The organism is Streptomyces diversicolor, from assembly GCF_057537855.1.
On sequence record NZ_BAAJXA010000009.1, the window covers coordinates 236147 to 259842 of the forward strand.

22 protein-coding genes are annotated in these 23696 nt (G+C 69.7%); 2 read left to right on the top strand and 20 right to left on the bottom strand.

The features are described from left to right. Positions 1-139: 139 nt before the first annotated feature. From AC27LF_RS13540 to AC27LF_RS13590, 11 genes are all read right to left on the bottom strand, one after another. Positions 140-2992 (bottom strand): DEAD/DEAH box helicase, encoded by a 2853-nt coding sequence (locus AC27LF_RS13540; protein ID WP_479656559.1) that lies wholly within the window; start codon positions 2990-2992, stop codon positions 140-142. Positions 2993-3087: 95 nt separating this feature from the next. After that, a complete protein-coding gene (tatC, locus tag AC27LF_RS13545) occupies positions 3088-4038 on the bottom strand; it encodes a twin-arginine translocase subunit TatC (protein ID WP_479656560.1) in 951 nt (316 codons plus the stop codon). Positions 4039-4085: 47 nt separating this feature from the next. After that, entirely contained in the window at positions 4086-4376 is a 291-nt protein-coding gene (tatA, locus tag AC27LF_RS13550) for a Sec-independent protein translocase subunit TatA (protein ID WP_404035401.1), read from the bottom strand. 260 nt (positions 4377-4636) lie between these two features. Further along, positions 4637-4831, bottom strand: a complete 195-nt coding sequence (locus tag AC27LF_RS13555) for a hypothetical protein (protein WP_479656561.1) — start codon at positions 4829-4831, stop codon at positions 4637-4639. 10 nt (positions 4832-4841) lie between these two features. Further along, positions 4842-5135 carry a hypothetical protein gene (locus tag AC27LF_RS13560; RefSeq protein ID WP_479656562.1) on the bottom strand — a complete coding sequence of 98 codons (294 nt, stop codon included), beginning with the start codon at positions 5133-5135 and terminating at the stop codon, positions 4842-4844. A gap of 117 nt (positions 5136-5252) precedes the next feature. Next, entirely contained in the window at positions 5253-6305 is a 1053-nt protein-coding gene (locus AC27LF_RS13565; protein ID WP_479656563.1) for a helix-turn-helix transcriptional regulator, read from the bottom strand. Positions 6306-6324: 19 nt separating this feature from the next. After that, a complete protein-coding gene (locus AC27LF_RS13570) occupies positions 6325-7302 on the bottom strand; it encodes a helix-turn-helix transcriptional regulator (protein WP_479656564.1) in 978 nt (325 codons plus the stop codon). A 118-nt stretch (positions 7303-7420) separates the two neighbouring features. Further along, positions 7421-7795, bottom strand: coding sequence for an FKBP-type peptidyl-prolyl cis-trans isomerase (locus AC27LF_RS13575; protein WP_404035389.1), 375 nt, complete (start codon positions 7793-7795; stop codon positions 7421-7423). Between the two features lie 101 nt (positions 7796-7896). Then, positions 7897-8901, bottom strand: coding sequence for an FKBP-type peptidyl-prolyl cis-trans isomerase (locus AC27LF_RS13580; RefSeq protein ID WP_479656565.1), 1005 nt, complete (start codon positions 8899-8901; stop codon positions 7897-7899). 160 nt (positions 8902-9061) lie between these two features. Then, on the bottom strand, positions 9062-10423 hold the full coding sequence (gene pafA, locus AC27LF_RS13585; protein ID WP_479656566.1) for a Pup--protein ligase: 1362 nt from the start codon (positions 10421-10423) through the stop codon (positions 9062-9064). Positions 10424-10432: 9 nt separating this feature from the next. Beyond that, complete coding sequence (locus tag AC27LF_RS13590) at positions 10433-11692, bottom strand: MFS transporter (RefSeq protein ID WP_479656567.1); 1260 nt, start codon at positions 11690-11692, stop codon at positions 10433-10435. A gap of 119 nt (positions 11693-11811) precedes the next feature. Here AC27LF_RS13590 and AC27LF_RS13595 point away from each other — a divergent pair, with 119 nt between their 5' ends. Continuing rightward, complete coding sequence (locus AC27LF_RS13595) at positions 11812-12828, top strand: LacI family DNA-binding transcriptional regulator (protein ID WP_479656568.1); 1017 nt, start codon at positions 11812-11814, stop codon at positions 12826-12828. 116 nt (positions 12829-12944) lie between these two features. Here AC27LF_RS13595 and prcA read toward each other — a convergent pair whose 3' ends face one another. The 6 genes from prcA to arc all read right to left on the bottom strand — a co-directional run bounded on the left by prcA (position 12945) and on the right by arc (position 19129). Beyond that, positions 12945-13712, bottom strand: coding sequence for a proteasome subunit alpha (gene prcA, locus AC27LF_RS13600; protein WP_479656569.1), 768 nt, complete (start codon positions 13710-13712; stop codon positions 12945-12947). Between the two features lie 57 nt (positions 13713-13769). Continuing rightward, complete coding sequence (gene prcB / locus AC27LF_RS13605) at positions 13770-14615, bottom strand: proteasome subunit beta (protein ID WP_479656570.1); 846 nt, start codon at positions 14613-14615, stop codon at positions 13770-13772. Next, complete coding sequence (locus tag AC27LF_RS13610; RefSeq protein ID WP_479656571.1) at positions 14567-15160, bottom strand: endonuclease VII domain-containing protein; 594 nt, start codon at positions 15158-15160, stop codon at positions 14567-14569. Before AC27LF_RS13610 ends, prcB begins: the two co-directional genes overlap by 49 nt. A 41-nt stretch (positions 15161-15201) precedes the next feature. Beyond that, positions 15202-15420: a ubiquitin-like protein Pup gene (locus tag AC27LF_RS13615; protein WP_014671690.1), complete on the bottom strand. Its 219-nt coding sequence runs from the start codon at positions 15418-15420 to the stop codon at positions 15202-15204. Positions 15421-15620: 200 nt separating this feature from the next. Beyond that, entirely contained in the window at positions 15621-17132 is a 1512-nt protein-coding gene (dop, locus tag AC27LF_RS13620) for a depupylase/deamidase Dop (protein WP_404035368.1), read from the bottom strand. Between the two features lie 230 nt (positions 17133-17362). Continuing rightward, positions 17363-19129 carry a proteasome ATPase gene (gene arc, locus AC27LF_RS13625; RefSeq protein ID WP_479656572.1) on the bottom strand — a complete coding sequence of 589 codons (1767 nt, stop codon included), beginning with the start codon at positions 19127-19129 and terminating at the stop codon, positions 17363-17365. Between the two features lie 242 nt (positions 19130-19371). On the opposite strand from arc, the gene AC27LF_RS13630 reads away from it, so the two are divergent. Then, positions 19372-19677 carry a ferredoxin gene (locus AC27LF_RS13630; protein ID WP_479656573.1) on the top strand — a complete coding sequence of 102 codons (306 nt, stop codon included), beginning with the start codon at positions 19372-19374 and terminating at the stop codon, positions 19675-19677. A gap of 62 nt (positions 19678-19739) precedes the next feature. On the opposite strand, the gene AC27LF_RS13635 is transcribed toward AC27LF_RS13630, so the two are convergent. The 3 genes from AC27LF_RS13635 to AC27LF_RS13645 all read right to left on the bottom strand — a co-directional run bounded on the left by AC27LF_RS13635 (position 19740) and on the right by AC27LF_RS13645 (position 23378). After that, positions 19740-20261: a hypothetical protein gene (locus AC27LF_RS13635; protein ID WP_479656601.1), complete on the bottom strand. Its 522-nt coding sequence runs from the start codon at positions 20259-20261 to the stop codon at positions 19740-19742. A gap of 295 nt (positions 20262-20556) precedes the next feature. Further along, positions 20557-21462: a tRNA (adenine-N1)-methyltransferase gene (locus AC27LF_RS13640; protein WP_479656574.1), complete on the bottom strand. Its 906-nt coding sequence runs from the start codon at positions 21460-21462 to the stop codon at positions 20557-20559. A 263-nt stretch (positions 21463-21725) separates the two neighbouring features. Then, positions 21726-23378: a site-2 protease family protein gene (locus tag AC27LF_RS13645; RefSeq protein WP_479656575.1), complete on the bottom strand. Its 1653-nt coding sequence runs from the start codon at positions 23376-23378 to the stop codon at positions 21726-21728. Positions 23379-23696 lie beyond the last annotated feature (318 nt).

Here is a 23696-nt window from a genome sequence, read left to right on the forward strand (position 1 = left end):
CCCGCCCGAAAGGGGCGCGAGGAACCGCGCGAACAACCCCACACAACCCGCACCCACACCCCCACAGCCCCCCCCCCAAAGGGGCGCGGGGAACTGCGCGACCGGCCAAAAGAGACCCGCACCCGCCACCCGCCACCCGTCACCCCACCGACGAGTAGGCCACCACACCCCGCAGCAACTGCTCCACCGCCTTACGCGCACTCTTGGCCACGGTCGAGCCCTCCGCAGGAGCCGCCGCCGAGATCTGCCCGAGCACATCGATCACCTGCTTGCACCACCGCACGAAGTCCCCGGCCGGCATCTCCGCCTCGCGCAGCACCTCGTCCAGCCCCGAACCGGAAGCCCACATGTACGCGGCCCAGGCGAAACCGAGATCGGGCTCGCGCTGCCCCACCCCCTCGGTCTGGGTGATCCGGAACTCCTCCTCCAGGCCGTCGAGCCGCCCCCAGATGCGGACCATCTCACCGAGCGCGGCCTTCGCCCGGCCCGACGGCACCCGAGGCGCCAGCGCATCGTCACCGACCCGCGCCTCGTACACCAACGCCGAGACGCAGGCGGCGAGTTCGGCGGGCCCCAGCCCCTCCCAGACCCGCTCGCGCAGACACTCGCTGGCCAGCAGGTCGAGTTCGCCGTACAGCCGGGCGAGCCGCTTGCCGTGTTCGGTGACCTCGTCGCCCCGCAGATAGTCGAGTTCGGTCAGCAGCGCCACGATCCGGTCGAAGGTCCGCGCGATCGTGTTCGTACGCCCCTCGATACGGCGCTCCAGCTGCGAGGTGTCACGCAGCAGCCGGTGGTAGCGCTCCGCCCAACGGGCGTGGTCCTCACGGTCGTTGCAGCCATGGCAGGGGTGCGCGCGCAGCGCGGCCCGCAGCCGGGCGATCTCCCGGTCGTCGGCGGCCTGCGCACGCTTCTTGCGGTGCCGCTCCGGCGGAATGTGCCCGGCCTTGCTGCGCAGCGCGGACGCCAGGTCCCGACGGGACTGCGGTGAGCGCGGGTTGAACGTCTTCGGGATGCGCATCCGCTCCAGCGCCTCGACCGGCACCGGGAAGTCGATCGACGCCAGCCGCTTGACCTGCCGCTCGGCGGTGAGGACGAGGGGGCGCGGCCCGTCGTGGTACTCGAAGCCGCGGTGGCCGTTGGAACGCCCGGCGGGCAGGCCGGGATCCAGCACCAGGGCCAGGCCCGCGTACTTGCCGGTGGGCACATGGATGACGTCGCCGGGCCGGAGCTTCTCCAGGGCCACGGCGGCCTCGGCACGCCGCTGGGCCGCCCCTTGCCGGGCCAGTTCGTTCTCCCGGTCCTTCAGTTCGCGGCGCAGGCGCGCGTACTCCTCGAAGTCGCCGAGGTGGCAGGTCATGGACTGCTTGTAGCCCGAAAGACCCTCCTCGTTGCGCTGCACCTGCCGGGAGATCCCGACGACCGACCGGTCCGCCTGGAACTGCGCGAAGGAGGTCTCCAGCAGTTCGCGGGAGCGGTGCCTGCCGAACTGCTCGACCAGGTTGACCGCCATGTTGTACGACGGCTTGAAGCTGGAGCGCAGCGGATAGGTGCGGGTGCCCGCGAGGCCCGCGAGGTGTTCGGGGCTCATGCCGCGCTGCCACAGCACCACCGCGTGGCCCTCGATGTCGATGCCGCGCCGGCCGGCCCGCCCGGTGAGCTGCGTGTACTCGCCGGGGGTGATGTCGGCGTGCTGCTCACCGTTCCATTTGACGAGCTTTTCCAGCACCACCGAGCGGGCCGGCATGTTGATGCCGAGCGCCAGGGTCTCGGTGGCGAAGACGGCCTTCACCAGGCCGCGCACGAACAGTTCCTCGACGACCTCCTTGAAGGTGGGGAGCATGCCCGCGTGATGGGCGGCGATGCCCCGTTCCAGGCCCTCAAGCCACTCGTAGTAGCCGAGGACGTGCAGGTCTTCGCGGGGGATGGAGGCGGTGCGCTCCTCCACGAGGTCGCGCACCCGCTGCCGGGCCTCCTCGTCGTTGAGCCGCAGTCCCGCGTACAGGCACTGCTGGACGGCGGACTCGCAGGCGGCCCGACTGAAGATGAAGGTGATGGCGGGCAGCAGGCCCTCGGAGTCGAGTCGTTCGATGACCTCGGGGCGGCCCGGCGTCCACACCCGGGAACGCTGCCGCCGCTCGCGTTCGCGGTCCGCCTCGCGCATCGCACGGCCGCGTCTGCGGTCCTGGTAGGAGGGTCTGCTGGCCTCCATGCGGGCGAGCCGGGCGAGGTCGGGGTTGACCGCCTTCTTGTGGCCCTCGCCCTCCTCGAACAGGTCGTACATCCGGCGTCCGGCGAGCACGTGCTGGAACAGCGGGACCGGCCGGTGCTCGGAGACGATCACCTCCGTGTCACCGCGTACGGTGTCCAGCCAGTCGCCGAACTCCTCGGCGTTGGAGACGGTCGCCGACAGCGAGACCAGGGTGACCGACTCGGGGAGGTGGATGATGACCTCCTCCCACACCGCGCCGCGGAAACGGTCCGAGAGGTAGTGCACCTCGTCCATGACGACATGGCCGAGGCCGAGCAGGGTCCGGGAACCCGCGTACAGCATGTTGCGCAGCACCTCGGTGGTCATCACCACCACCGGGGCGTCGGAGTTGACGCTGTTGTCGCCGGTGAGCAGGCCCACCTTGTCGGGTCCGTAGCGGCGGCACAGGTCGGCGTACTTCTGGTTCGACAGCGCCTTGATGGGTGTCGTGTAGAAGCACTTCTTGCCCTGGCGCAGCGCGAGGTGGACGGCGAACTCGCCCACGATGGTCTTCCCGGAGCCGGTGGGGGCGGCCACCAGCACGCCCTTCCCCGCCTCAAGGGCCTGGCAGGCCTCGATCTGGAAAGGGTCGAGGCCGAAGTCGTACATCTCGCGGAAGGACGCGAGCGCGGTGGCCTGCTCGGCTGCCCGCCTGCGGGCTGCCGCATACCGCTCGGCCGGTGAGAGGTCCTCTGTCATCGTGCTTTCGAGCGTACCGGGCCGCACTGACAACAGGACGATCATTATCCGGAACGCGGGACATACGCCGGGCGCACCGGTGCGCCGCACACGCGGCCTGCCCGCGCCGGCGGGCGCGGGCACGCGTGCGGCGCGAACGCTCAGGTCACGTCGTCGTAGCCGTTGACCCGGTCCGTGCTGGACTGCTCGGGCAGCGCCCGGCTGGCGGAGACCGTCTCGACCTCGCCGATGTCCTCGGGCGTCAGATCCAGCTCGGATGCCTCGTCGTCGGCGGGGCCCTCGGCCTCGCGCCGCCGCCTGCGCCGGTCGTTGAGCAGGGAGAAGGCGACCGCGATGAAGTACAGCACCCAGATCGGCCCGGCCAGCGACAGCATCGAGATGGGGTCGGTGCTGGGCGTGGCCACGGCCGCGAAGACCGTGATGCCCATGATCATGGCCCGCCACCAGCCGAGCATGCGCTTGCCGCTGAGCGCCCCGGTCAGATTGAGCATGATCAGCAGCAGGGGCAGCTCGAAGGAGAGACCGAAGACGACCACCATGCGCGTGACGAGTTGCAGCAGGTCGTCCAGCGGCAGCAGGTTGTCCACGCCGTGCGGCGTGAACTGCATCAGCACCTGGGCCGTCGTGGGCAGCACCCGGTACGCGAAGTACGCGCCGCCGAGGAACAGCGGGGCGCCGGTGCCGACGAACGCGTAGGCGTACTTCTTCTCGTGCTGGTGCAGACCCGGCGCGACGAACCCCCACAGCTGGTAGAGCCAGATCGGCGAGGCCAGCACGACGCCCGCCGTCAGGGAGACCTGGAGGGCCAGCGTGAACGGGGCGAGGAGGCCGTTGATGGTGATCCGCGCGCACTGCTGGGTGTCGTCGCTCGACCGGGCCAGTTCCTCGAAGGTCTTCCCGCAGCCGACCGAGTCGAGGATCGGCTTGGTGAGGAAGTTGATGATGTCGTTGTAGAAGAAGGCGGCGACGACCGTGACGACGACGATGGCCAGAATCGCCTTCGCGAGCCGGTTGCGCAGCTCACGAAGATGATCCGCAAGGGGCATCCGCCCCTCCGGATCCTTCTCCTTCTTGCGGGCAGGCTTGGGCAACCCACGTCCTCATCTCGTGCGGCGGGCCGGGAGCTTCCGGCCCTGCGTCAGCGCTTGGTGGTGTCCGACGGCTCGGTGACCGGCCGCGAACTGGTCACATCGCCGGGGGCAGCCTGGATGGTGCGCTGGGCCGAGGACTGCTCGTCGGAGCTGGGGGCCTGCGCGGAGGCGGCGGTGTTGTTGCCGCCGTCCTCCTTCATCGCCTTGGCCTCGCTCTTGAGGATGCGGGCGGACTTCCCGAGCGAGCGGGCCATGTCCGGAAGCTTCTTCGCGCCGAACAGCAGGACGATGACGACGAGGATGAGAATGATCTCGGGGGCTCCGAGCCTTCCGAACATAAGTCTTTACCTTCTCACCGAGGCGGCTGGGTGGGGTGCTGTCCGACCCTTCGGACATGTGCCCGAAGGACCGTGCTGGCAGCGATCGTAACGCTCAGGGGTGAACGCGAGGCAATCCCTGTGCGTACTCCCGGTCCGCGGTACGGGCCTCGTTCTGCGCACCGCGACCAGCAGCGTACCCGCCCAAACGGGCGGCGTGACAGGGCGAAGTGACACATAGCGCGTCCGGTGCACACGGTCACGGCCGTACACGCCGGCGCTCACAGCGCGTCGGCGGCGCGGGACGCGCTCACCGCGGCCCGCTCCAGATCCTCGGCCGCGCGGCCGATCCGCTGCGCGGAGTCCTCGACCTGCCGGCCCAGCCGCCGCGCCTCCACGAAGACCCGCACGGCGAGCACACCGAGGACGGCCAGCCCCACAAAACCCACGGCCACCGCGAACATCGCCCAGAACATGGCGTCGAGCCTAGAGGGTGGAGTGCAGCCGCAGCGTCTTGACCCCGCCGTCGGTCAGCAGCTCGACGATACGTTCACCCGCGGGCTTGCGGACCAGCACACCGCAGTCGGGACAGGTGAAGGAGTAGAACGTCGTACGGCTGGTGGCGCCGACGGCGAGCCGCAGGGCGCCGGCGGACAGCTCGAAACGGCCCCGGCACTGAGGGCAGCCCGCCCTGAACACCACCGGAACCACCCTTCGCATCCCCGCGAAGGCGGCCGCGACCGTCATCTCCCCCGCATCCGACACCGCAGACTCGCTCACAGCCCTCGCTCCTCACTTCGTGGTAGGTCGCCCCGCGGCGACACCGCAGGCGATACGGGCGCCGCGCCCGGCCCGCCCGGCGCGGCGGCCCCGCGGCACCGGGCGGTCGCCCGCGGCTCACCGCGCCCTGTCGTACAGCCCGTCGCGCTCCGCGGGCGCCGCCTCACACGGCGCGCCCTGCGCCGCCTGAACCCCGTCGTACCCGGCGAGCGCCGCGCGGGCGGCCCGCCGGGCGCTGTCGGCCAGCTCGGGCGGCGAGACGATCCGGCCGTCACGGCCGAGCCGCAGCGCCAGCCGTCTGAGCGAGGCCGGATCCGGGGTGCGCACCGTGATACGCAGCCCGCCGTCGGGAAGCTCATCGGCACGGTCGTGCGGGTAGTACTCGGCGACCCAGCGGCCGCCGGGGCCGACCTCGACCACCACCTCCGGGTCCTCGGCGGCCGGCTGCACCAGCCCCTCCGACAGATCCCGCAGCTCGATCTCCGGCGGCGCCGACGGCTCGTCGAGGATCTTGATCTCGGCGACCCGGTCCAGGCGGAACGTGCGGCGCGCCTCCGAGCGGCGGCACCACGCCTCCACATAGGTGTGCCCGACGCTCACCAGACGGATGGGGTCGATCTCCCGCTCGGTGACCTCGTCACGGGCGGGCGAGTAGTAGCGGATCCACAGGCGGCGCCGCTCGGAGATGGCCCGGTCGACGTCCGCGAACACACCGCCCTCCGACTCGAAGGTCACCGACAGCCGCGAACTGGCACCCGCCGCGTCACCCGCCGCCCCCTCCACCTTGGCGGTGGCCCGCAGCAGCGCCTGCCGGTCGCTCTCCCGCAGCCCCGGCAGGGTGGCCACCGCGCGCGCGGCCACCAGCAGCGCCGTCGCCTCGTCCGCGGCCAGCCTCAGCGGCTCCGCCGCGTCCGCGCCGAGCGCGGCCGGATTGTGCCACCAGATGCGCTCGCCGTCCGTGTCGATGTCCAGCAGATCACCGCCGCGGAAGCTGGTGCCGCACATGGGCAGCACATCGAGGTCCGAGACCAGCTCGTCCTCGGTGACGCCGAAGGCACGCGCCACATCGGCGACCCGGGCGCCGGGACGCTCCCGCAGATACGTCACCAGGGAGAGCATCCGCCGGGTCTGGTCGATGGCGTTCACGGGCCTGACCGGTTTGCCTGCCACTGTTCCGCTCCGCTCCCCCTCAGCCCTTGGCCACGGCACGCAGCCGGTCCACCACGTCGGCCCGCAGCTCGGCCGGCTCCAGGACCACCACATCGGGCCCGAACTCCACCAGCCAGGCGTCCAGACCGTGCCCGTACGGAATCTCCAACTCGTCCCAGCCGTCCCCGAGTTCCCGGACCGCGGTGGCCTTCGCCCGAAGGGGGTAGCCGGCACCGGAACGCAACCGGATCAGCGCCGAACGGTCGGCGATCTCACCCGCCCAGCTCGCGACGGTCTCCCGCACGGTGACGACATCGGGCACCGCGGCGGTGAAGACGCTGCCACGGGAACGGACCCGGCCGGTGATCCGGGACAGCCGGAACACCCGCTCCGCACACCGGTCACGGTCCCAGCCCGCCAGATACCAGTGGCCGCGCCAGCACTCCAGCGCCCACGGCTCCACATGCCGGGTCTCCGGACGGGCCGCGCTCGCCTTGCGGTAGTCGAACACCACCGGGCGGCGATCACGGCAGGCCAGCATCAACGGCTCGAAAGCGGCCTCGTGCACCGGGATGCGCGGCTCCAGCGCGCCATGCGCCTCGTACGGATCGACGTCCTCGGGCAGGCCCGCCGCGCGCAGCTTCTGCAGGGCACCGCTGGCCGCGCCGGCCAGCCGGGCCTGCTGCCACACCTTGGCGGCAAGACCCAGCGCGGCGGCCTCCTCCGCGTCCAGCGTGATGGGCGGCAGCCGATTGCTGTCCCGGCGGGCGAGATAGCCGACCTCGCCGTCGATGTTCTCGACGGTCTCGATGACCAGGCCGAGTTCCCTCAGGTCGTCCTTGTCACGCTCGAACATCCGGCTGAAGGATTCGTCACCGCCGGCCGCGCCCTTGCCCGGCCCGAAAGCCTCGACATACGCCTCGATGGACTCCCGCAGCTCACGCTTGCTGAGCGGCCGCCGCGTCCCGAGCAGACACAGCGCCAGATTCATCAGCCGCTCGGCCTTGGCAATGGCCATCGACGCCCTTCGCCTCCCTGTGGTGCTTACGATCGTCGACCGTACCGCTCCACGGTGGCGCGGCAAAAGCCGAGGGCCCGTGCCCGGGCGGGCACGGGCCCCGGATGAACGGATCCGATCAGACCCCGACCAGGTCGCAGACGAAGATCAGCGTCTCGCCGGGGGCGATCCGGCCGCCGCCCGCACCACGGTCGCCGTACGCCAGGTGCGCCGGAATGGTCAGCTGACGACGGCCGCCGACCTTCATGCCCTGCACACCCCGGTCCCAGCCGGCGATGACCTGACCGGCACCCAGCTGGAACTTCAGCGGCGTGCCCCGGTTCCAGGACGCGTCGAACTCCTCGCCCGTGGAGAAGGCCACGCCCACATAGTGGACGGAGACGGTGTCGCCGGCCTTGGCCTCCGGACCGTCGCCCGCCCAGATGTCCTTGATCTCAAGGTCCGCCGGGGGCTCGCCACCCGGGAAGTCGACCTCGGGCTTCTCGATGCTCACGTCTGTAGCTCCTGCTTGTGTACGACACAGAACGCCAACAGTCTTTCATCCCCGGCCCCGGCACGCCCGCGACGGGCAGGCGCGTCCCCACGCACACGGCCTCACATCGCCGCCAGGATGTCGACGGAGAACACCAGCGTGGAGCCCTTCTTGATGACGTCACCGCTCGGCGGCGTGTCACCGTACGCCAGGTCCGGCGGCACCACCACGAGGACCCGGCTGCCGACCTTCTTACCGGTCAGGCCCTGCGACAGCCCCTTGACGACCTGCTGCATCTGCTGCAAGGAGAACTGGCTCAGCCGGCCCGAACCATAGGTCTGCTCGAAGGTCTTGCCGCCGTCCCAGACCACGCCCCGGAACTGGCACAGGATCGTCTGGTCCGCCTTCAGCGCGGCCCCGTCGCCCTCCAGGACATACGCGGACACCAGCTTGCCCGGCGCCGCCGACTTCGGGATGTCCACGGACGGCGCGTTGCCGTCCGTGTTCGTGCCGACCTTCGGCAGCGCGGCATCGTTCTGCGGGACCTCCTTGCCCCGCGCCGAACTCTTGGAGTTGAACGCGTCCACCAGGTCGACGACGAACACCAGGGTGTCCGTGCCCTTGATCCCGGCCTGCGCATTGCCCGACGCGCCGTAACCCCAGGTCGGCGGCACCGCCATCAGCACCCGGCTGCCGGTCTTCCTGCCGGTCAGGGCATACCGCCAGCCGTCGATGACACCGCCCTCGGCCAGCTGCAGCACCAGCGCGCTCTTGCGGTCGTAGGAGTTGTCGAAGACCTTCGCCGAGTTCCAGATCTGCCCCAGATAGTGCGCCTGGACGAAGTCGTTCTCCGCGACCGTCCTGCCGCCGCCCGCGATCACCGTCTTCACCGCGAGATCCTTCGACGGCTCCCCCGACCCCTTGGCCACGGTCGGCTTCTCGCCGAACTTCTCCCCCGCGGTGATCGCCGGCAACGGCCCCTCCACGATCTTCGGCGGCGGCACCGACGAAGCCGAGCCGGACGGCGACGCGCTCGCCTTGCTGGAGTCCGACTTGCCGTCGCCGCACCCGGCGAGCGTGACCAGTCCTGCGGGAACGGCGGCGAGGAGGAGTGAGCGTCGGCGCACGGTGGGGGCCTCGTAATCGATCGATCTTGCGGATGGCGTGCCCGCGCAACTCTACGGCGTGCGAAGGGCGCCGTACGGGAAACGTACGGCGCCCGTGTGGCGTTCTCCCCGCATCCCCCTTTCGAGCGAACTCGAACAGAGGAACACGGCAACGCCCCGCTCACATGCCGGCGATGAGCTTCTCCACCCGGTCGTCCACCGAACGGAACGGGTCCTTGCACAACACCGTCCGCTGCGCCTGGTCGTTGAGCTTGAGATGCACCCAGTCCACCGTGAAATCACGGCGCTGCTCCTGGGCCCGCCGGATGAAGTCGCCGCGCAGCCGCGCCCGAGTCGTCTGCGGCGGAACCGACTTGCCCTCGAAGATCTTCAAGTCGTTGCAGATCCGGGCGGCTTGGCCCTTCTTCTCCAGCAGGTAGTACAGGCCACGACGCCGGTGGATGTCGTGGTACGCGAGGTCTATCTGCGCGACCCGCGGATGCGACATGGTCATGTTGTGCTTGGCCCGGTACCGCTCGATGAGCTTGTACTTCATCACCCAGTCGATCTCGGTGGCGATCCGGTCCAGATCCTCCGATTCGATCGCGTCGAGCGTACGGCCCCACAGCTCCAGCACCTGCTCCACCGTGCCGGTGCGGGTACCACGACGCTCACAGAAGTCCACGGCCTTCTCGTAGTACTCGCGCTGCACCTCAAGCGCCGACGCCTCCCGGCCGCTGGCCAGACGCACCTTGCGCCGGCCCGTGATGTCATGACTGACCTCACGGATCGCCCGGATCGGGTTCTCCAGGGTCAGATCACGCATCACCGTGCCCGCCTCGATCATCCGCAGCACCAGATCGGTGGCCCCGACCTTGAGCAGCATCGTCGTCTCGGACATGTTCGAGTCGCCCACGATGACATGCAGCCGGCGGTAACGCTCCGCGTCCGCGTGCGGCTCGTCCCGCGTGTTGATGATGGGCCGGGAACGCGTCGTCGCCGACGACACGCCCTCCCAGATGTGCTCCGCCCGCTGGCTCACGCAGTACACCGCGCCGCGCGGCGTCTGCAGCACCTTGCCCGCACCGCACAGCAGCTGCCGGGTGACCAGGAACGGAATGAGGATGTCGGCGAGCCGGGAGAACTCCCCGTGCCGCGCCACCAGATAGTTCTCGTGGCAACCGTAGGAGTTGCCCGCCGAGTCCGTGTTGTTCTTGAAGAGGTAGACGTCGCCCGCGATTCCCTCCTCGTGCAGGCGTCGCTCCGCGTCCACCAGAAGCCCTTCGAGAATGCGCTCGCCGGCCTTGTCGTGGGTGACCAGTTCGGTCACGTTGTCACACTCGGGTGTCGCGTATTCCGGATGTGACCCCACGTCGAGATAGAGGCGGGCACCGTTGCGCAGAAAGACATTGCTGCTACGGCCCCATGACACGACACGGCGGAAGAGGTACCGCGCCACCTCGTCAGGAGACAGGCGGCGCTGTCCCCTGAACGTGCACGTGACGCCGTACTCGTTCTCCAGCCCGAAAATGCGGCGGTCCATGACTGAACATTACGCCCGATCCCCTGAACTGAAACGAGGTTCGACGGCACGATTTGGATCATTTTCCGCTGACCCCGCAACCACCGCCCGCCGGGCGGGAACTGCGAGGACCCGCCCCGTGGCCAGCAACACCAGCAAGGACACGGCCCCCGCGGCACCCGGAACGGCGAACCCCCACAGCGCGCCACCCGCCTCGACCACCGGACCCGCCAGGCCCGTTCCCACCGAAGCACCCACCGTGAACGTCGTCACAAGCCAGGAGAACGCCTCCGTGACCGTACCGCTCGGCGCGTGCCGGTCGACGATGACGAACGCACAGGCGATCGACGGCGCCAGGAACACCCCGGCGACCACGGTGAGCAACACCATCGCCACCGCACCAGGCATCAGCATCAGCGGCAGATAACACAGCGCCAGAAGCGCCACCAGCACCCGCAGTCGCCGCTCCGGAACGCCACCCCACCGCCGCGCCCCGTACACGGTGCCGCCGGCCAGCGCACCGAGCCCGAGGGCCGCCATCAGCCAGCCGTACACCGCGTCACCACCGTGGTCGTCGGCATAAGGCACCGAGGCCACCGTGATCGAGCCGAGCGCGACACCCACGAACAGGAACGCGCCGAGCAGCGCCAGCAGCCCAGGCGAGCGCAGCGGGCCCAGCCAGTGCGCGTCCCGCGGCGCCGAACGCCACGCGCGCGAAGGCGGCGACAGCACCACCGACAGCGCCCCGAGCACGCCCACGGCGTTCAGCACCAGCAGGGCCGCCCGCTCCGACCACACCGACACGCACAACGTGACCAGCAGCGGACCGACGGTGAACATGACCTCCTGGGCGACCGCGTCCATGGCGTACGCGGTGTGCACCTGCTCCTCCCGGCGCAGCACCGACGGCCACAGCGCCCGCAGGCCGCCCTCCAGGGGAGGCGCGAACAGGCCCGCGGCCGCCACGGCGGCATAGGCGAGGGGCAGCGGGTCCGTGCCGCCAAGGGCGAAGACCGCCATCGACAGCGCCGCCAGCACCGCCGCGGGCAACTGGACCCGGGGCTGCCCGTGCAGGTCGACCAGCCGCCCCAGGACCGGCTGCCCGACGGCGTTGGCCACGCCGTAGACCGCGGCCAGCGCCCCCGCGAGGCTGTAGCTGCCGCCCTCGGCGCGCACGAACAGCACCAGCGCGATCGCGGCCGTCGCGTTCGGCAGCCGGCCCACCAGCGTGCCCGCAAGCAGCCGCGCCGCATGCCTCGCCCTGAGGATCTCCAGGTATCCCGCGGCCATCTCCAGCCCTCCACCGGCTCGCCCGACGTCGGTCGCCACCCTCAAGTGTTACGTATAACGACCGGGGTCATACGTACCATGTGCGCTGTTCGCACGTCCAGACGAAGGAGCGCACCCCGGTGCCACCCAGCAACACGCGCCCGACGAGCCGCGACGTCGCCCAAGCCGCCGGCGTCTCCCAGGCAGCCGTCTCCCTCGTCCTCGGCGACAAATGGCACGGCCGGGTCTCCGCCGCCACCGCCCAGCGCGTCCGAGACGCCGCACACCACCTCGGCTACCGCCCCAACCTCGCCGCCCGCAACCTCCGCCTCGGCCGCACCCGCACGGTCCTCCTCGTCGTCCCCGCCCTCACCACCGAGTTCTTCGCCGGCGTCTACACCGGAGCCGCCCGCATCGCCGCCCGACACGGCTTCGGCGTGGTCCTCTACCCCTCCCCGGAAGGCGTCGGCCCGGCCCGCGACCCCTTCGCCTCGGCACAGGCCGCACTCGACGGAGTCATCGCCTCGTCCATGGCCGCCGACGCACTCACCGCCATCCACGGCGACCAACTCCCCCTCATCATGCTCGACAGCGACCCCGCCGGCAGCCTCGGCGCCGCCACCGTCAACCTGGACATCGCCGACGGCGTCCGCCAGATCACCGAACACCTCCTCGGACTCGGCCACCGCAGCTTCCTGCACCTCGCCGCCGACGTACCCTCCTGGACCTTCCAGGTACGCGCACACGAACTGGCCACCCGCCTCGCCGCCGTCCCCGGCGCCACCGTACGGACCGTCCGCACACCCCTGACCATCGAGGACGCCACAACCGCCACCCACACCGCCCTCACCACCCCCGGACCCCACCCCACCGCCCTCGTCTGCGACGACGACAAACTCGCGGCCGGCGCCTACAAGGCACTACGCCGCCGAGGACTCCACGTACCCTCCGACATCTCGGTCACCGGCCTCGACGACCTCGCCCTGGCCACCGCCATCGACCCCGAACTCACCACCGTACGACTCGACGCCGAACAGTTCGGCGAACGCGGCATGCAAGCCCTCCTGGACGTCCTGGAAGGCCGCGAACCGGACCGCACCGACATCCCCGTACACCTCGTGGTACGGGGCTCCACAGCGCCGCCCAGGCCCCGCTGACGGCCACCACGCGGGCACCCCGACGGCACCACGCGACCGTCCCGCCGACACCACGCGCCGCGCCCCGGACGGCGAGGCCGACCGGGGCGCGCAAGGCATGACACAGCAGACGCGGACTACTCGTCCCCAGAACCCTCACCTTCGGCGCCCTCACCCTCGGCGCTCTCCGCCTCCGTGGCCGCGCCGTCCCCCGCCAGCAGCCGCGACAGCTGCCGGCCCACGATGCGCTTGAACTTACGCTGCTGCGGTCGCGTCCGATCCAGCACGGCGACCTCCAGACGCTCCGCCGGGATCTCCCGCTCACTGCCGTTCGTGTCCCGCGACAGAGCCTGCACCGCCAGCTTCAGCGCCTCCGCAAGACTCATCCCGTCACGATGCCGCTGATCCAGGAAGCCACTGATCTGCTCGGCATTGCCGCCCACCGCGACCGAACCGTGCTCATCCACGATCGACCCGTCATGCGGCAGCCGATAGATCTGGTCACCCTCCGGGGTCTCCCCGACCTCGGCCACCACCAGCTCCACCTCGTACGGCTTCTCCGCCGCACTGGAGAAGATCGTGCCCAGCGTCTGGGCATACACATTGGCCAGACCCCGGGCCGTCACATCATCCCGGTCATAGGTGTAGCCACGCAGATCCGCATAGCGCACACCGCCGATACGAAGGTTCTCGTACTCGTTGTACTTACCGGCCGCGGCGAAACCGATCCGGTCGTAGATCTCGCTGAACTTGTGCAGCGCACGGGACGGGTTCTCACCGACGAACACGATGCCGTCGGCGTACTGCAGCACGACCAGGCTGCGGCCACGGGCGATGCCCTTGCGGGCGTACTCCGCCCGGTCGGCCATGGCCTGCTGAGGTGAGACATAGAACGGCGTCGACACCGGTTATCCGTCCCTTTCTGTCGAAGTCACTGGACCACCTAGCAAAGAAACAACCGGCTACAGCAGCGCGGCCCGCGGGCCGTCCGGCTGCTCCAACCGCCGCTCCAGGATCGAACGGGCGATCTCGGAGGACTCCTCCTCGGTGAGCCGGCGGAAGCCGTCCTCGGTGATCACGGTGACGATCGGATAGATCCGGCGCGCGACATCGGGACCACCGGTCGCCGAGTCGTCGTCGGCCGCGTCATACAGGGCCTGCACCACGAGGGTCGTGGCCTGCTCCTCGGTCAGGTCGTCACGGAACAGCTTCTTCATCGCACCCCGCGCGAACACCGAGCCGGAACCCGTCGCGGCGAAGTTGTGCTCCTCGGAGCGGCCCCCGGTGACGTCATAGGAGAAGATCCGGCCCTTGTCACGATCCACGTCATAACCGGCGAACAGCGGCACCACGGCCAGCCCCTGCATCGCCATGCCCAGATTGGACCGGATCATCGTCGACAGCCGGTTCGCCTTGCCCTCCAGCGACAACTGGGCGCCCTCGACCTTCTCGAAGTGCTCCAGTTCCAGCTGGAAGAGCTTGACCATCTCGACCGCCAGACCCGCGGTACCGGCGATCCCCACGGCCGAGTACTCGTCGGCGGGGAAGACCTTCTCGATGTCACGCTGCGCGATCACATTGCCCATCGTGGCCCGGCGATCACCGGCCAGCACCACGCCTCCCGGGAAGGTCACGGCCACGATCGTCGTCCCGTGCGGCGCCTCGATCACCCCCTGTGTGGGCGGCAGCTGCCGCCTGCCCGGCAGCAGGTCCGGCTGGTGATCGGCGAGAAAGTCCATGAAGGAAGAGGACCCAGGCGTCAGGAAGGCAGCCGGTAGACGCCCGGTGCTACGAGTGTTGGCTTCCACGAGGTTCCTTCCAGGTAGGCGGCAGCCCGTCGAACGGCGTCGGGATCATCCCCCAACTTTCCGATGGCCGAATTGCAGTTGAAGCACAGTACGCCACGGACCTTACCCGTCTTGTGGCAGTGATCCACATGCACGGCAGGGGCGGCAAGGCACACACAGCAGACGCCTTGCTGCTCGGCGATCAGCGCGTCCACCTCCGCCGGCGTGAGTCCGTACTCGCGCTTGAAGTAGCCGACCCGGTTCCGCTCCGCCCGGCACACGCGGCAATAGCTGGCCCAGCCGTCCGACGAGGACTTGTTGCGCTCCCATGCGGAGTGCGGCTTCACCTCTTCGCACTGGGGACATCGCTTGTGTCCCGGCGGGACCCGAACCTTGGCCCGGACCTTCTTTCCCTTGGCCTCCTGACGCTGCCGGTAGTACTCGGCAGAGCACTCCCGGCAGTACGCCTGGAGGCCACCGGGCATGGCCTTGTTGCTCGCGAACGCCGCACGCGGCAGGTCCTGCTTGCACCGCGAACAGCGCTTCGACTCCGGCTCTTCGTCCACTTCGAGCGCCCCCCGATTTCACCTTCGAATCAAAGGTGAAATCACTCTCCACCCTTCTGAACGAAGGACCTCACGAAGTCTTCGGCGTTCTCTTCCAGGACGTCGTCGATCTCGTCCAGTACCGAGTCCACGTCGTCGCTCAGTTTTTCGTGTCGTTCCTTGAGGTCTTCCGAGCCCTGCGCGTCCTGCGCCTGCTCCTCGACCTCCTCGGTAGAGCGCGTGGCCTTCTGCTGGCCGCCGCCGGTGTCCTTGGTCGCCATAACCCTCACCCCGCTCAGTTCGCCCGACATGGTCGGCAGGTCGGCATTCCTGCCGATCGGTGATGATCAGACCCTACAAGCCGGGTCCGACATCGGCCCCGCAGTTTCTCCAACGTACGGGGGCCACCTCGATGATTCCCGGGCGCCGGGATTTCCACCCCGGGCGCCCGGTGGCGGGCCGCCGGCCCGTTCAGCCGCCGTCAGCCGCCGGACAGGACCCTGACCAGGTCTTCCGCCGTGCGGCAGCGGTCCAGCAGTTCCTTGACGTGATTTCGCGTTCCGCGAAGCGGTTCCAGGGTTGGAACGCGCTGGAGGGAGTCCCGGCCGGGCAGGTCGAAGATCACCGAGTCCCAGGAGGCGGCCGCCACGTCGTCCGCGTACTGCTCCAGGCACCGGCCCCGGAAGTAGGCGCGGGTGTCCTCGGGCGGCTTTGTGCGCGCCCGTTCGACCTCGGTCTCCCGCAGGAGCCGTTTCATGCGTCCGCGGCTCACCAGGCGGTTGTAGAGGCCCTTCTCGGCGCGTACGTCCGCGTACTGGAGGTCCACGAGGTGCAGCCGGGCGGCGTCCCAGTCCAGGTTGTCGCGGCGGCGGTAGCCCTCCATGAGTTCGCGCTTGGCGACCCAGTCGAGTTCGCCGGCGAGGCTCATGGGGTCGTTCTCCAGCCGGTTCAGGGTGTCTTCCCAGCGGATCAGCACGTCTTTGGTCTGTTCGTCGGCGTCCGCGCCGTGGCGTTCTTCGACGTACTTGCGGGCCAGTTCGTAGTACTCCATCTGGAGCTGGACCGCGGTGAGTGTGCGGCCGCTGCGGAGGGTGACCAGGCGCTTGAGGGTGGGGTCGTGGGAGACCTGGTGGAGGGTGCGTACGGGCTGGTCGACGGCGAGGTCGACGGCGATGAAGCCGTCTTCGATCATGGACAGGACCAGGGCTGTCGTGCCCAGTTTCAGGTAGGTGGAGATCTCGGAGAGGTTGGCGTCGCCGATGATCACGTGGAGCCGCCGGTATTTCTCGGCGTCCGCGTGCGGCTCGTCGCGGGTGTTGATGATGGGGCGTTTGAGGGTGGTCTCCAGGCCGACCTCGACCTCGAAGTAGTCGGCGCGCTGGCTGAGCTGGAAGCCGTGTTCGTGGCCGTCCTGGCCGATGCCGACGCGGCCGGCTCCGGCGAAGACCTGCCGGGAGACGAAGAAGGGCGTGAGGTGGCGCACGATGTCGGAGAAGGGGGTCTCCCGCCTCATCAGGTAGTTCTCGTGCGTGCCGTAGGAGGCGCCCTTGTTGTCGGTGTTGTTCTTGTACAGGTGGATGGGCTGGGCGCCGGGGAGCTGGGCGGCTCGCTCGGCGGCCTCGGCCATGATCCGTTCGCCGGCCTTGTCCCAGAGGACGGCGTCGCGCGGGTTGGTGACCTCGGGGGCGCTGTATTCGGGGTGTGCGTGGTCGACGTAGAGGCGTGCGCCGTTGGTGAGGATGACGTTGGCGAGGCCGATGTCCTCGTCGGTGAGCTGGCTGGCGTCGGCGGCTTCGCGGGCGAGGTCGAACCCTCGTGCGTCGCGCAGCGGGTTCTCTTCCTCGAAGTCCCAGCGGGCTCGGCGGGCCCGGTGCATCGCTGCCGCGTAGGCGTTCACGATCTGGGATGAGGTGAGCATGGCATTGGCATTGGGGTGGCCGGGGACGGAGATGCCGTACTCCGTCTCGATGCCCATTACTCGCCGTACGGTCATGCGGCCCTCCTTGCCCGGCGGCGTCCTCGGTCGTGGGCGCCGCTCAAGTACCGCTGGCGCTCCGGTGCGTGTGCGGTGCCCGTCCCCGCACTGCGCGACTCGGCGGTACCGAAGAGCCTAGAACGCCTTTGCGCTGGTGGGGAGATCATTTGCGTCATTGCCTGTCCGGCGTGGCCTGGAAAACAGTCGGCTGCGGGTACCCGGTGGGGGCACCCGCAGCCGCCCTGTGTTTACAGGTACTGTCCGGTGTTCGCCACCGTGTCGATGGAGCGTCCGGTGTCCGCGCCCTGCTTTCCGGTGATGAGGGTGCGGATGTAGACGATCCTTTCACCCTTCTTGCCGGAGATCCGGGCCCAGTCGTCCGGGTTCGTGGTGTTGGGCAGGTCTTCATTCTCCTTGAACTCGTCCACGCATGCCTGGAGGAGATGGGAGACCCTGAGGCCCTTCTGGTTGTGTTCGAGGAATTCCTTGATCGCCATTTTCTTGGCGCGTCCGACGATGTTCTCGATCATCGCTCCGGAGTTGAAGTCCTTGAAGTAGAGGACTTCCTTGTCGCCGTTGGCGTAGGTGACCTCCAGGAAGCGGTTCTCCTCGGATTCGGCGTACATGTGCTCGACCGCGGTCTGGATCATGCTCTGGACCGTGGTGGCCTTGTCGCCCTCGTGTTCTCCGAGGTCGTCCGCGTGCAGCGGCAGGCGCTCGGTGAGGTACTTCCCGAAGATGTCCTTGGCCGCTTCGGCGTCCGGACGCTCGATCTTGATCTTCACGTCGAGCCGGCCGGGGCGCAGGATGGCGGGGTCGATCATGTCCTCGCGGTTGGAGGCTCCGATGACCACGACGTTCTGCAGGCCCTCGACGCCGTCGATCTCGGCGAGCAGCTGGGGGACGATGGTGTTTTCCACGTCGGAGCTGACGCCGGAGCCGCGGGTGCGGAAGAGTGATTCCATCTCGTCGAAGAAGACGATCACGGGGGTGCCCTCGCTGGCCTTCTCCCGTGCGCGCTGGAAGACGAGGCGGATCTGCCGCTCGGTCTCGCCGACGTACTTGTTGAGCAGCTCGGGGCCCTTGATGTTCAGGAAGAAGCTCTTGCCTGCGGCCTGGCCGGTGACCTCGGCGACCTTTTTGGCCAGCGAGTTGGCGACGGCCTTGGCGATGAGCGTCTTGCCGCATCCGGGGGGTCCGTAGAGCAGGACGCCCTTGGGTGGGCGCAGCTCGTGCTCCTTGAAGAGGTCGGGGTAGAGGTAGGGCAGCTCGACCGCGTCGCGGATGGCCTCGATCTGGTTGCCGAGGCCGCCGATCTGCTCGTACCCGATGTCGGGTACCTCTTCGAGGACGAGTTCTTCGACCTCGCTCTTGGGGACCACTTCGTAGACGTAGCCGGAGCGGGGTTCGAGCAGCAGGGCGTCGCCGGGGCGGATGGTGACGTCCAGCAGCGGCTCGGCGAGCCGTACCACCCGTTCCTCGTCGGTGTGCCCGAGCACCAGGGCGCGCTCGCCGTCCTCCAGGACTTCCTTGAGGGTGACGATGTCCCCGACGCGCTCGAACTCCATGGCTTCGACCACGTTGAGCGCTTCGTTGAGCATGACTTCCTGGCCGCGTCGCAGGACGTCGAGGTCGACGCTGGGGCTGACGTTCACCCGGAGCTTGCGGCCGCCGGTGAAGATGTCGGCGGTGCCGTCCTCGTTCGCCTGCAGGAAGACTCCGAAGCCGGCCGGTGGCTGGGCGAGCCGGTCGACTTCTTCTTTGAGGGCCACGATCTGGTCGCGGGCCTCGCGGAGTGTGTTGGCGAGTCGCTCGTTCTGTGCGGACACGCCGGCCAGGTTGGTCTGCAGCTCGACGATCCGCTCTTCGAGAATCCTCGTGTGCCGCGGAGAGTCGGCGAGCTTGCGTCGCAGGACGGCGATCTCCTGCTCAAGGTAGGCGATCTGCCCGGCAGGGTCCTCGGACCCTCGTCCCGGGCGGATGCCGCGGTTCATGTCGTCGTCGTGGGCTGCCACGGTCCTCACCTCCTCCAAGGGGAGCTGGACGCTTCCAGACCCTACCTGGGTGGGTGTCGATTGAAACCCCTAGATCACAAAGACTGTCAAGGTGTGTCCGATCTTCACCCTTGCGCTCTCCCTCACGCCAGGGGAATACCCACCGAACATGATTGGGAAGCCGTCGCGGGTAGGGTCGTGGGTTCAACACCCGTCAGAGCTGGCCGGATTCCCGTCGGCTCGGTCCGTGAACGGCAGGAGGGATGACCGTGCGGCAGGAGGTGCCAGGCGGTGGTGGGTCGCTGGAGGTCTGGATCGACCAGGATCTGTGTACGGGGGACGGTATCTGCGCCCAGTACGCGCCCGAGGTGTTCGAGCTGGACATCGACGGGCTGGCCTATGTGAAGGGGGCGGATGACGTGCTGTTGCAGGCCAAGGGGGCAGTGGCGGCGGTGCCGTTGCCGCTTGTCGCGGATGTGGTGGACTCGGCGCGGGAGTGTCCGGGCGAGTGCATCCATGTGCGTCGGATTTCGGACAGGGTCGAGGTGTACGGGCCCGACGCGGAGTGATGTCCGGGTCACCCCGCGTGACCGGTGTCTGATTTCTCACATTCCCGCCGGGACGGGGTGTTTCATACGCTGTGGGCGGCCGCCGGTGTGGAGCGGATGAACGCGCTGCCGTTCCACTGCCACTTGGCGGGCGTCTTCACGTCGGGGCAGCAACTCGGTACGTCGGCCGTGGAGTAGCCGAGGAGGGTCGCGGTGACCGCGCCGGAGCGCACGGCGAAGTCGGTGACGGTGAGCCGGTCCTTGGGGTCGACGAGGGTGGCGACGACGCGGGCCCGGTCGGTCCGTGCGTCCAGGGTGAGGACGTACACCCCGTCGGGCGGGGTGCCCATGGGGGCGTCGCAGTGCACCACGGCGACGGTTTCGGGGCGGTGGTCGCCGTCGAGGTCTCCTGTGGCCTTCTGTTTGACGACGGCCTTCACGGAGCCGCAGTCGACGGGGAAGGCGACGCCTGTGGTGCCGGGCGCGGTGGCCGCGGGGGCGGGCTTCGTCTCCCGGTCCGCGGCGGGCTGGGCGGCCTTGGCCGAGCCGGGCTGGAGCATCGAGGAGAGGGCGACGACGCCGGCGACAGCGGTTGCGGTGGCCATCCAGTGGACGGGGCGGGTGTGGGTGTGTGCGAGTTCCGGGACCGCGGATTGCACGAGGAGTGTCTCCTGTGAGGGCTGTGCCGGTGGGGGTGGCCAGCATGGTGCCACACGTCACACTGCGGGGGAACGGCGGGGTCCGGGTTTGCCCCGGGTGCTCGGTCCGCGGGTGGCGGCGGCGCGTGGATGGTGCCGTGTGCCGGTCTGTGCTGCCTCAACGCGCGGGCGCCGTCGCCGAGTTCCCCAGGGGTCCGGGAACTCGGCGACGGCGCCGTCGCGTTGGTCGGTTGTACGGGGGTCAGCGGCCGGTGGTGCCGCCGTCGGGGTTGGGGCCCGCGTAGTCCTCGCCGTAGGCGCCCTTGGCGGGGCGGCGGCGGCGCATGGGCGGCTCGACGCCGTCGGCGAGGCGCCGGGCGGTGAGCAGGAAGCCGGTGTGGCCGATCATCCGGTGGTCGGGGCGGACGGCCAGTCCCTCGATGTGCCAGTTGCGGATCATCGTCTCCCAGGAGGTCGGCTCGTTGAAGCAGCCGATCTCGCGGATGGACTCGACGGTCCGGGCGAGCTGTGTCGTGGTCGCCACGTAGCAGCACAGGATGCCGCCGGGTACGAGCGCCTTGGAGACGGCCTCCAGGCATTCCCAGGGGGCGAGCATGTCGAGGATGACACGGTCGATGTCGGTGTCGGACAGGTTGTCCTGGAGGTCGCCGACGGTGAGCTGCCAGGCGGGGTGCGGTCCGCCGAAGTAGCGCTCCACGTTCTGCCGGGCGATGCCGGCGAAGTCCTCGCGGCGCTCGTAGGAGTGCAGCATGCCCTGGTCGCCGATGGCCCGCAGCAGGAAGCTGCTGAGCGATCCGGAGCCTACGCCGGCCTCCACGACGCGGGCGCCGGGGAAGATGTCGGCGAAGGCGAGGATCTGTCCCGCGTCCTTCGGGTAGACGACGGCCGCCCCGCGGGGCATGGACAGGACGTAGTCGGGGAGCAGGGGGCGCAGCGCGAGATAGGCGACGTTTCCGGTGGTGCGGACAACGCTGCCCTCGGGAGCGCCGATCAGTTCGTCGTGCGGGAAGGAACCCTTGTGGGTGTGGAAGTTCTTCCCGGCTTCGAGCGTGAACGTGTAGTGGCGGCCCTTGGGGTCGGTCAGCTGTACCTGGTCCCCGACCTTGAAGGGCCCGCGCCTGCGGGCGGCACCGGTCGGTTCGGACATGTGACCAGCCTACCGGTTCCCTGCCGGGGGCTTGGCCGACGGAGGGGGTGGGGGCTGCTGTGTGTGCGGACAGTGCGGGTGCCTTGTGGCTGGGCGCGCGGTTCCTCGCGCCCCTGGGACGTGTTCCGCGCGGCCGTGCCATTACCTTGACCTGGGACGGACACGGGTCGGGGGCGGTGGTGCTTCGTGCGCCGGTGCGGGTGCGTTGTGGCTTGTCGCGCCGTTCCCCGCGCCCCTGAGGGGCGCTCATGTGCGGCGCGTTGTCAGGCCGGGCGGGCCATTGCCTTGACGAAGGCTCGTTCTACGTCTGCTGCGGACAGGACGCCGTAGATCTCGCCCGTGTTCTCCACCACCAGGTACTCGGTCGCCGGGGTGGCCCGCAGGACGTCGAGGAGGTCTTCTCCCGCGAGTTCCGCGGAGACGCGCATGCCGTCGGTGAGTTCCTGGGCGAGACCGCTGACCGCCACCCAGGGGCGGCGGTGCTCGGGTACGCCGACGATGGCGGCCTCGCGGACCAGGGAGAGCGGGTGGCCGTCGGCGTCGACGACGACAAGGGCGCGGGCCCCTGCGGCGTTGGCGCGGCGCAGCGCCTCGGACAGCGGGGTGTCGGTCTCCACCGGGACCGCGCGCCGGGTCAGGGTGCGGGCCCGCAGCTCCGGCAGGTGCTCGCGCAGCCGGGCCATGCGCAGGCTGTTGCCGGCGCCCGTCCAGATGATCGCGGCGAGGATGGCGGCGAGCAGGGCGTCGGTGACGGTGTCCATGCCGCTGATGTCCTGGGCGTCGGAGCCGAGGGCACCGGACTGGTTGAGCAGCGGGAGGCCGATCAGGACGGAGATGGCGAGGGCGCGGCCGACCCAGGCGGCGGCGACGGTGCCGCTCATGGGCCTGCCGGTGATCTTCCAGACGACGGCGCGGAGCATCCGGCCGCCGTCGAGGGGAAGGCCGGGCAGGAGGTTGAACGCGGCGACGATGAGGTTGGAGATCATCAGGCCGGCCAGCAGGACGCCGGGTACGGTGCCGGGCTCGACGGGCTGCATGGCCAGGTAGAACAGGCCGGCGAGGACGAGCGAGAGCAGCGGTCCGACGAAGGCGAGGACGAACTCGCGTCCGGGGGTCTCGGCCTCCTTCTCGATCTCGGAGACGCCGCCGAAGAACTGGAGCTGGATGCGCCGGACCGGGAGTTTGAAGCGGACGGCGGCGACGGTGTGGGCGAGTTCGTGGACGAGGACGGAGGCGTAGAAGGCGACCGCGAAGAACAGGGACACCAGGTAGCGGGCGGCGCCCAGTTCCGGCAGCACCCGGTCGAGCTGGCCGCCGAACACCCAGGTGATCAGCGCGGCTACGAGGAACCAGCTGGGCGCCACGTACACGGGCACGCCGAAGGGCCGTCCCATGAGCAGCCCGCCGCCGGGGCCCTTGGGGCGCTCGGGCGGCTGTCCGAGCCCCTTGCCGGTGCCGGAGTCGGCGTGAGCACGCGGCTCACCGTTGTCGTCCGGCCGCCCGGGGGCGGAGGTGGGCTCGGATCGTGTGGGTGGGGCCGCGGGGGCGGGGCGCTCGGTGGGGGTGTCGCCGGTGGCGGGCGGTTCGGCCGGTGCGGGCGCGGGCCGGGTGCCGTCCTGGTTTTCGGGCGGGGCCGGGGAGGGATGCGCGGCCGAGTCGTACGACGGGTCGTGCCCGGTCGTGGCGGCGGCGTCATGTCCGGGTTCGGATACGCGTTCGGAGTGGGGCTCGGCCGCGGTGTCCGCGTCGGACGCGGGCTCGGTCCGTCCGGTGGGTTCGGTGGCTGCGGCGCTGTCGTCGGTGCCGTTGCCGTTGCCGTCGCTGGTGTCGGTGTCCGGGGCCGTAGGACCTGCGGGGCGCTCGGCCGGCTCGTCGTTGCCGGACCGCGGCTGCCCGCTCCCGCCGCTCACGTCCACGGTGTCCCCTCGTTCGAAGCGTCCTCCGCGCCTGCCGGGCGGAAGGGTCTGTGGTCGATGGTATGCGGCCGTCGTCGTGCGTTCCGCCCCGGCACCCCCCGAGTTCGCCCCGCGGACGACGGACGGACGGCGCCGCTGGGTCACTGTCAGTGGCGGCACGTATGGTCTGTGCTCATGGACAGCAGCATCGAGAGTGCCACGGGGGCCGCTCACGGCGACAGCGGGGAGGCGGATCCACCGGTCGCGGGGGCGGCGGCACAGGGGGCAGAGGCGCAGGGGGCGGCGGTGCACAGGGCAGCGGCACAGGGAGCGGCAGAC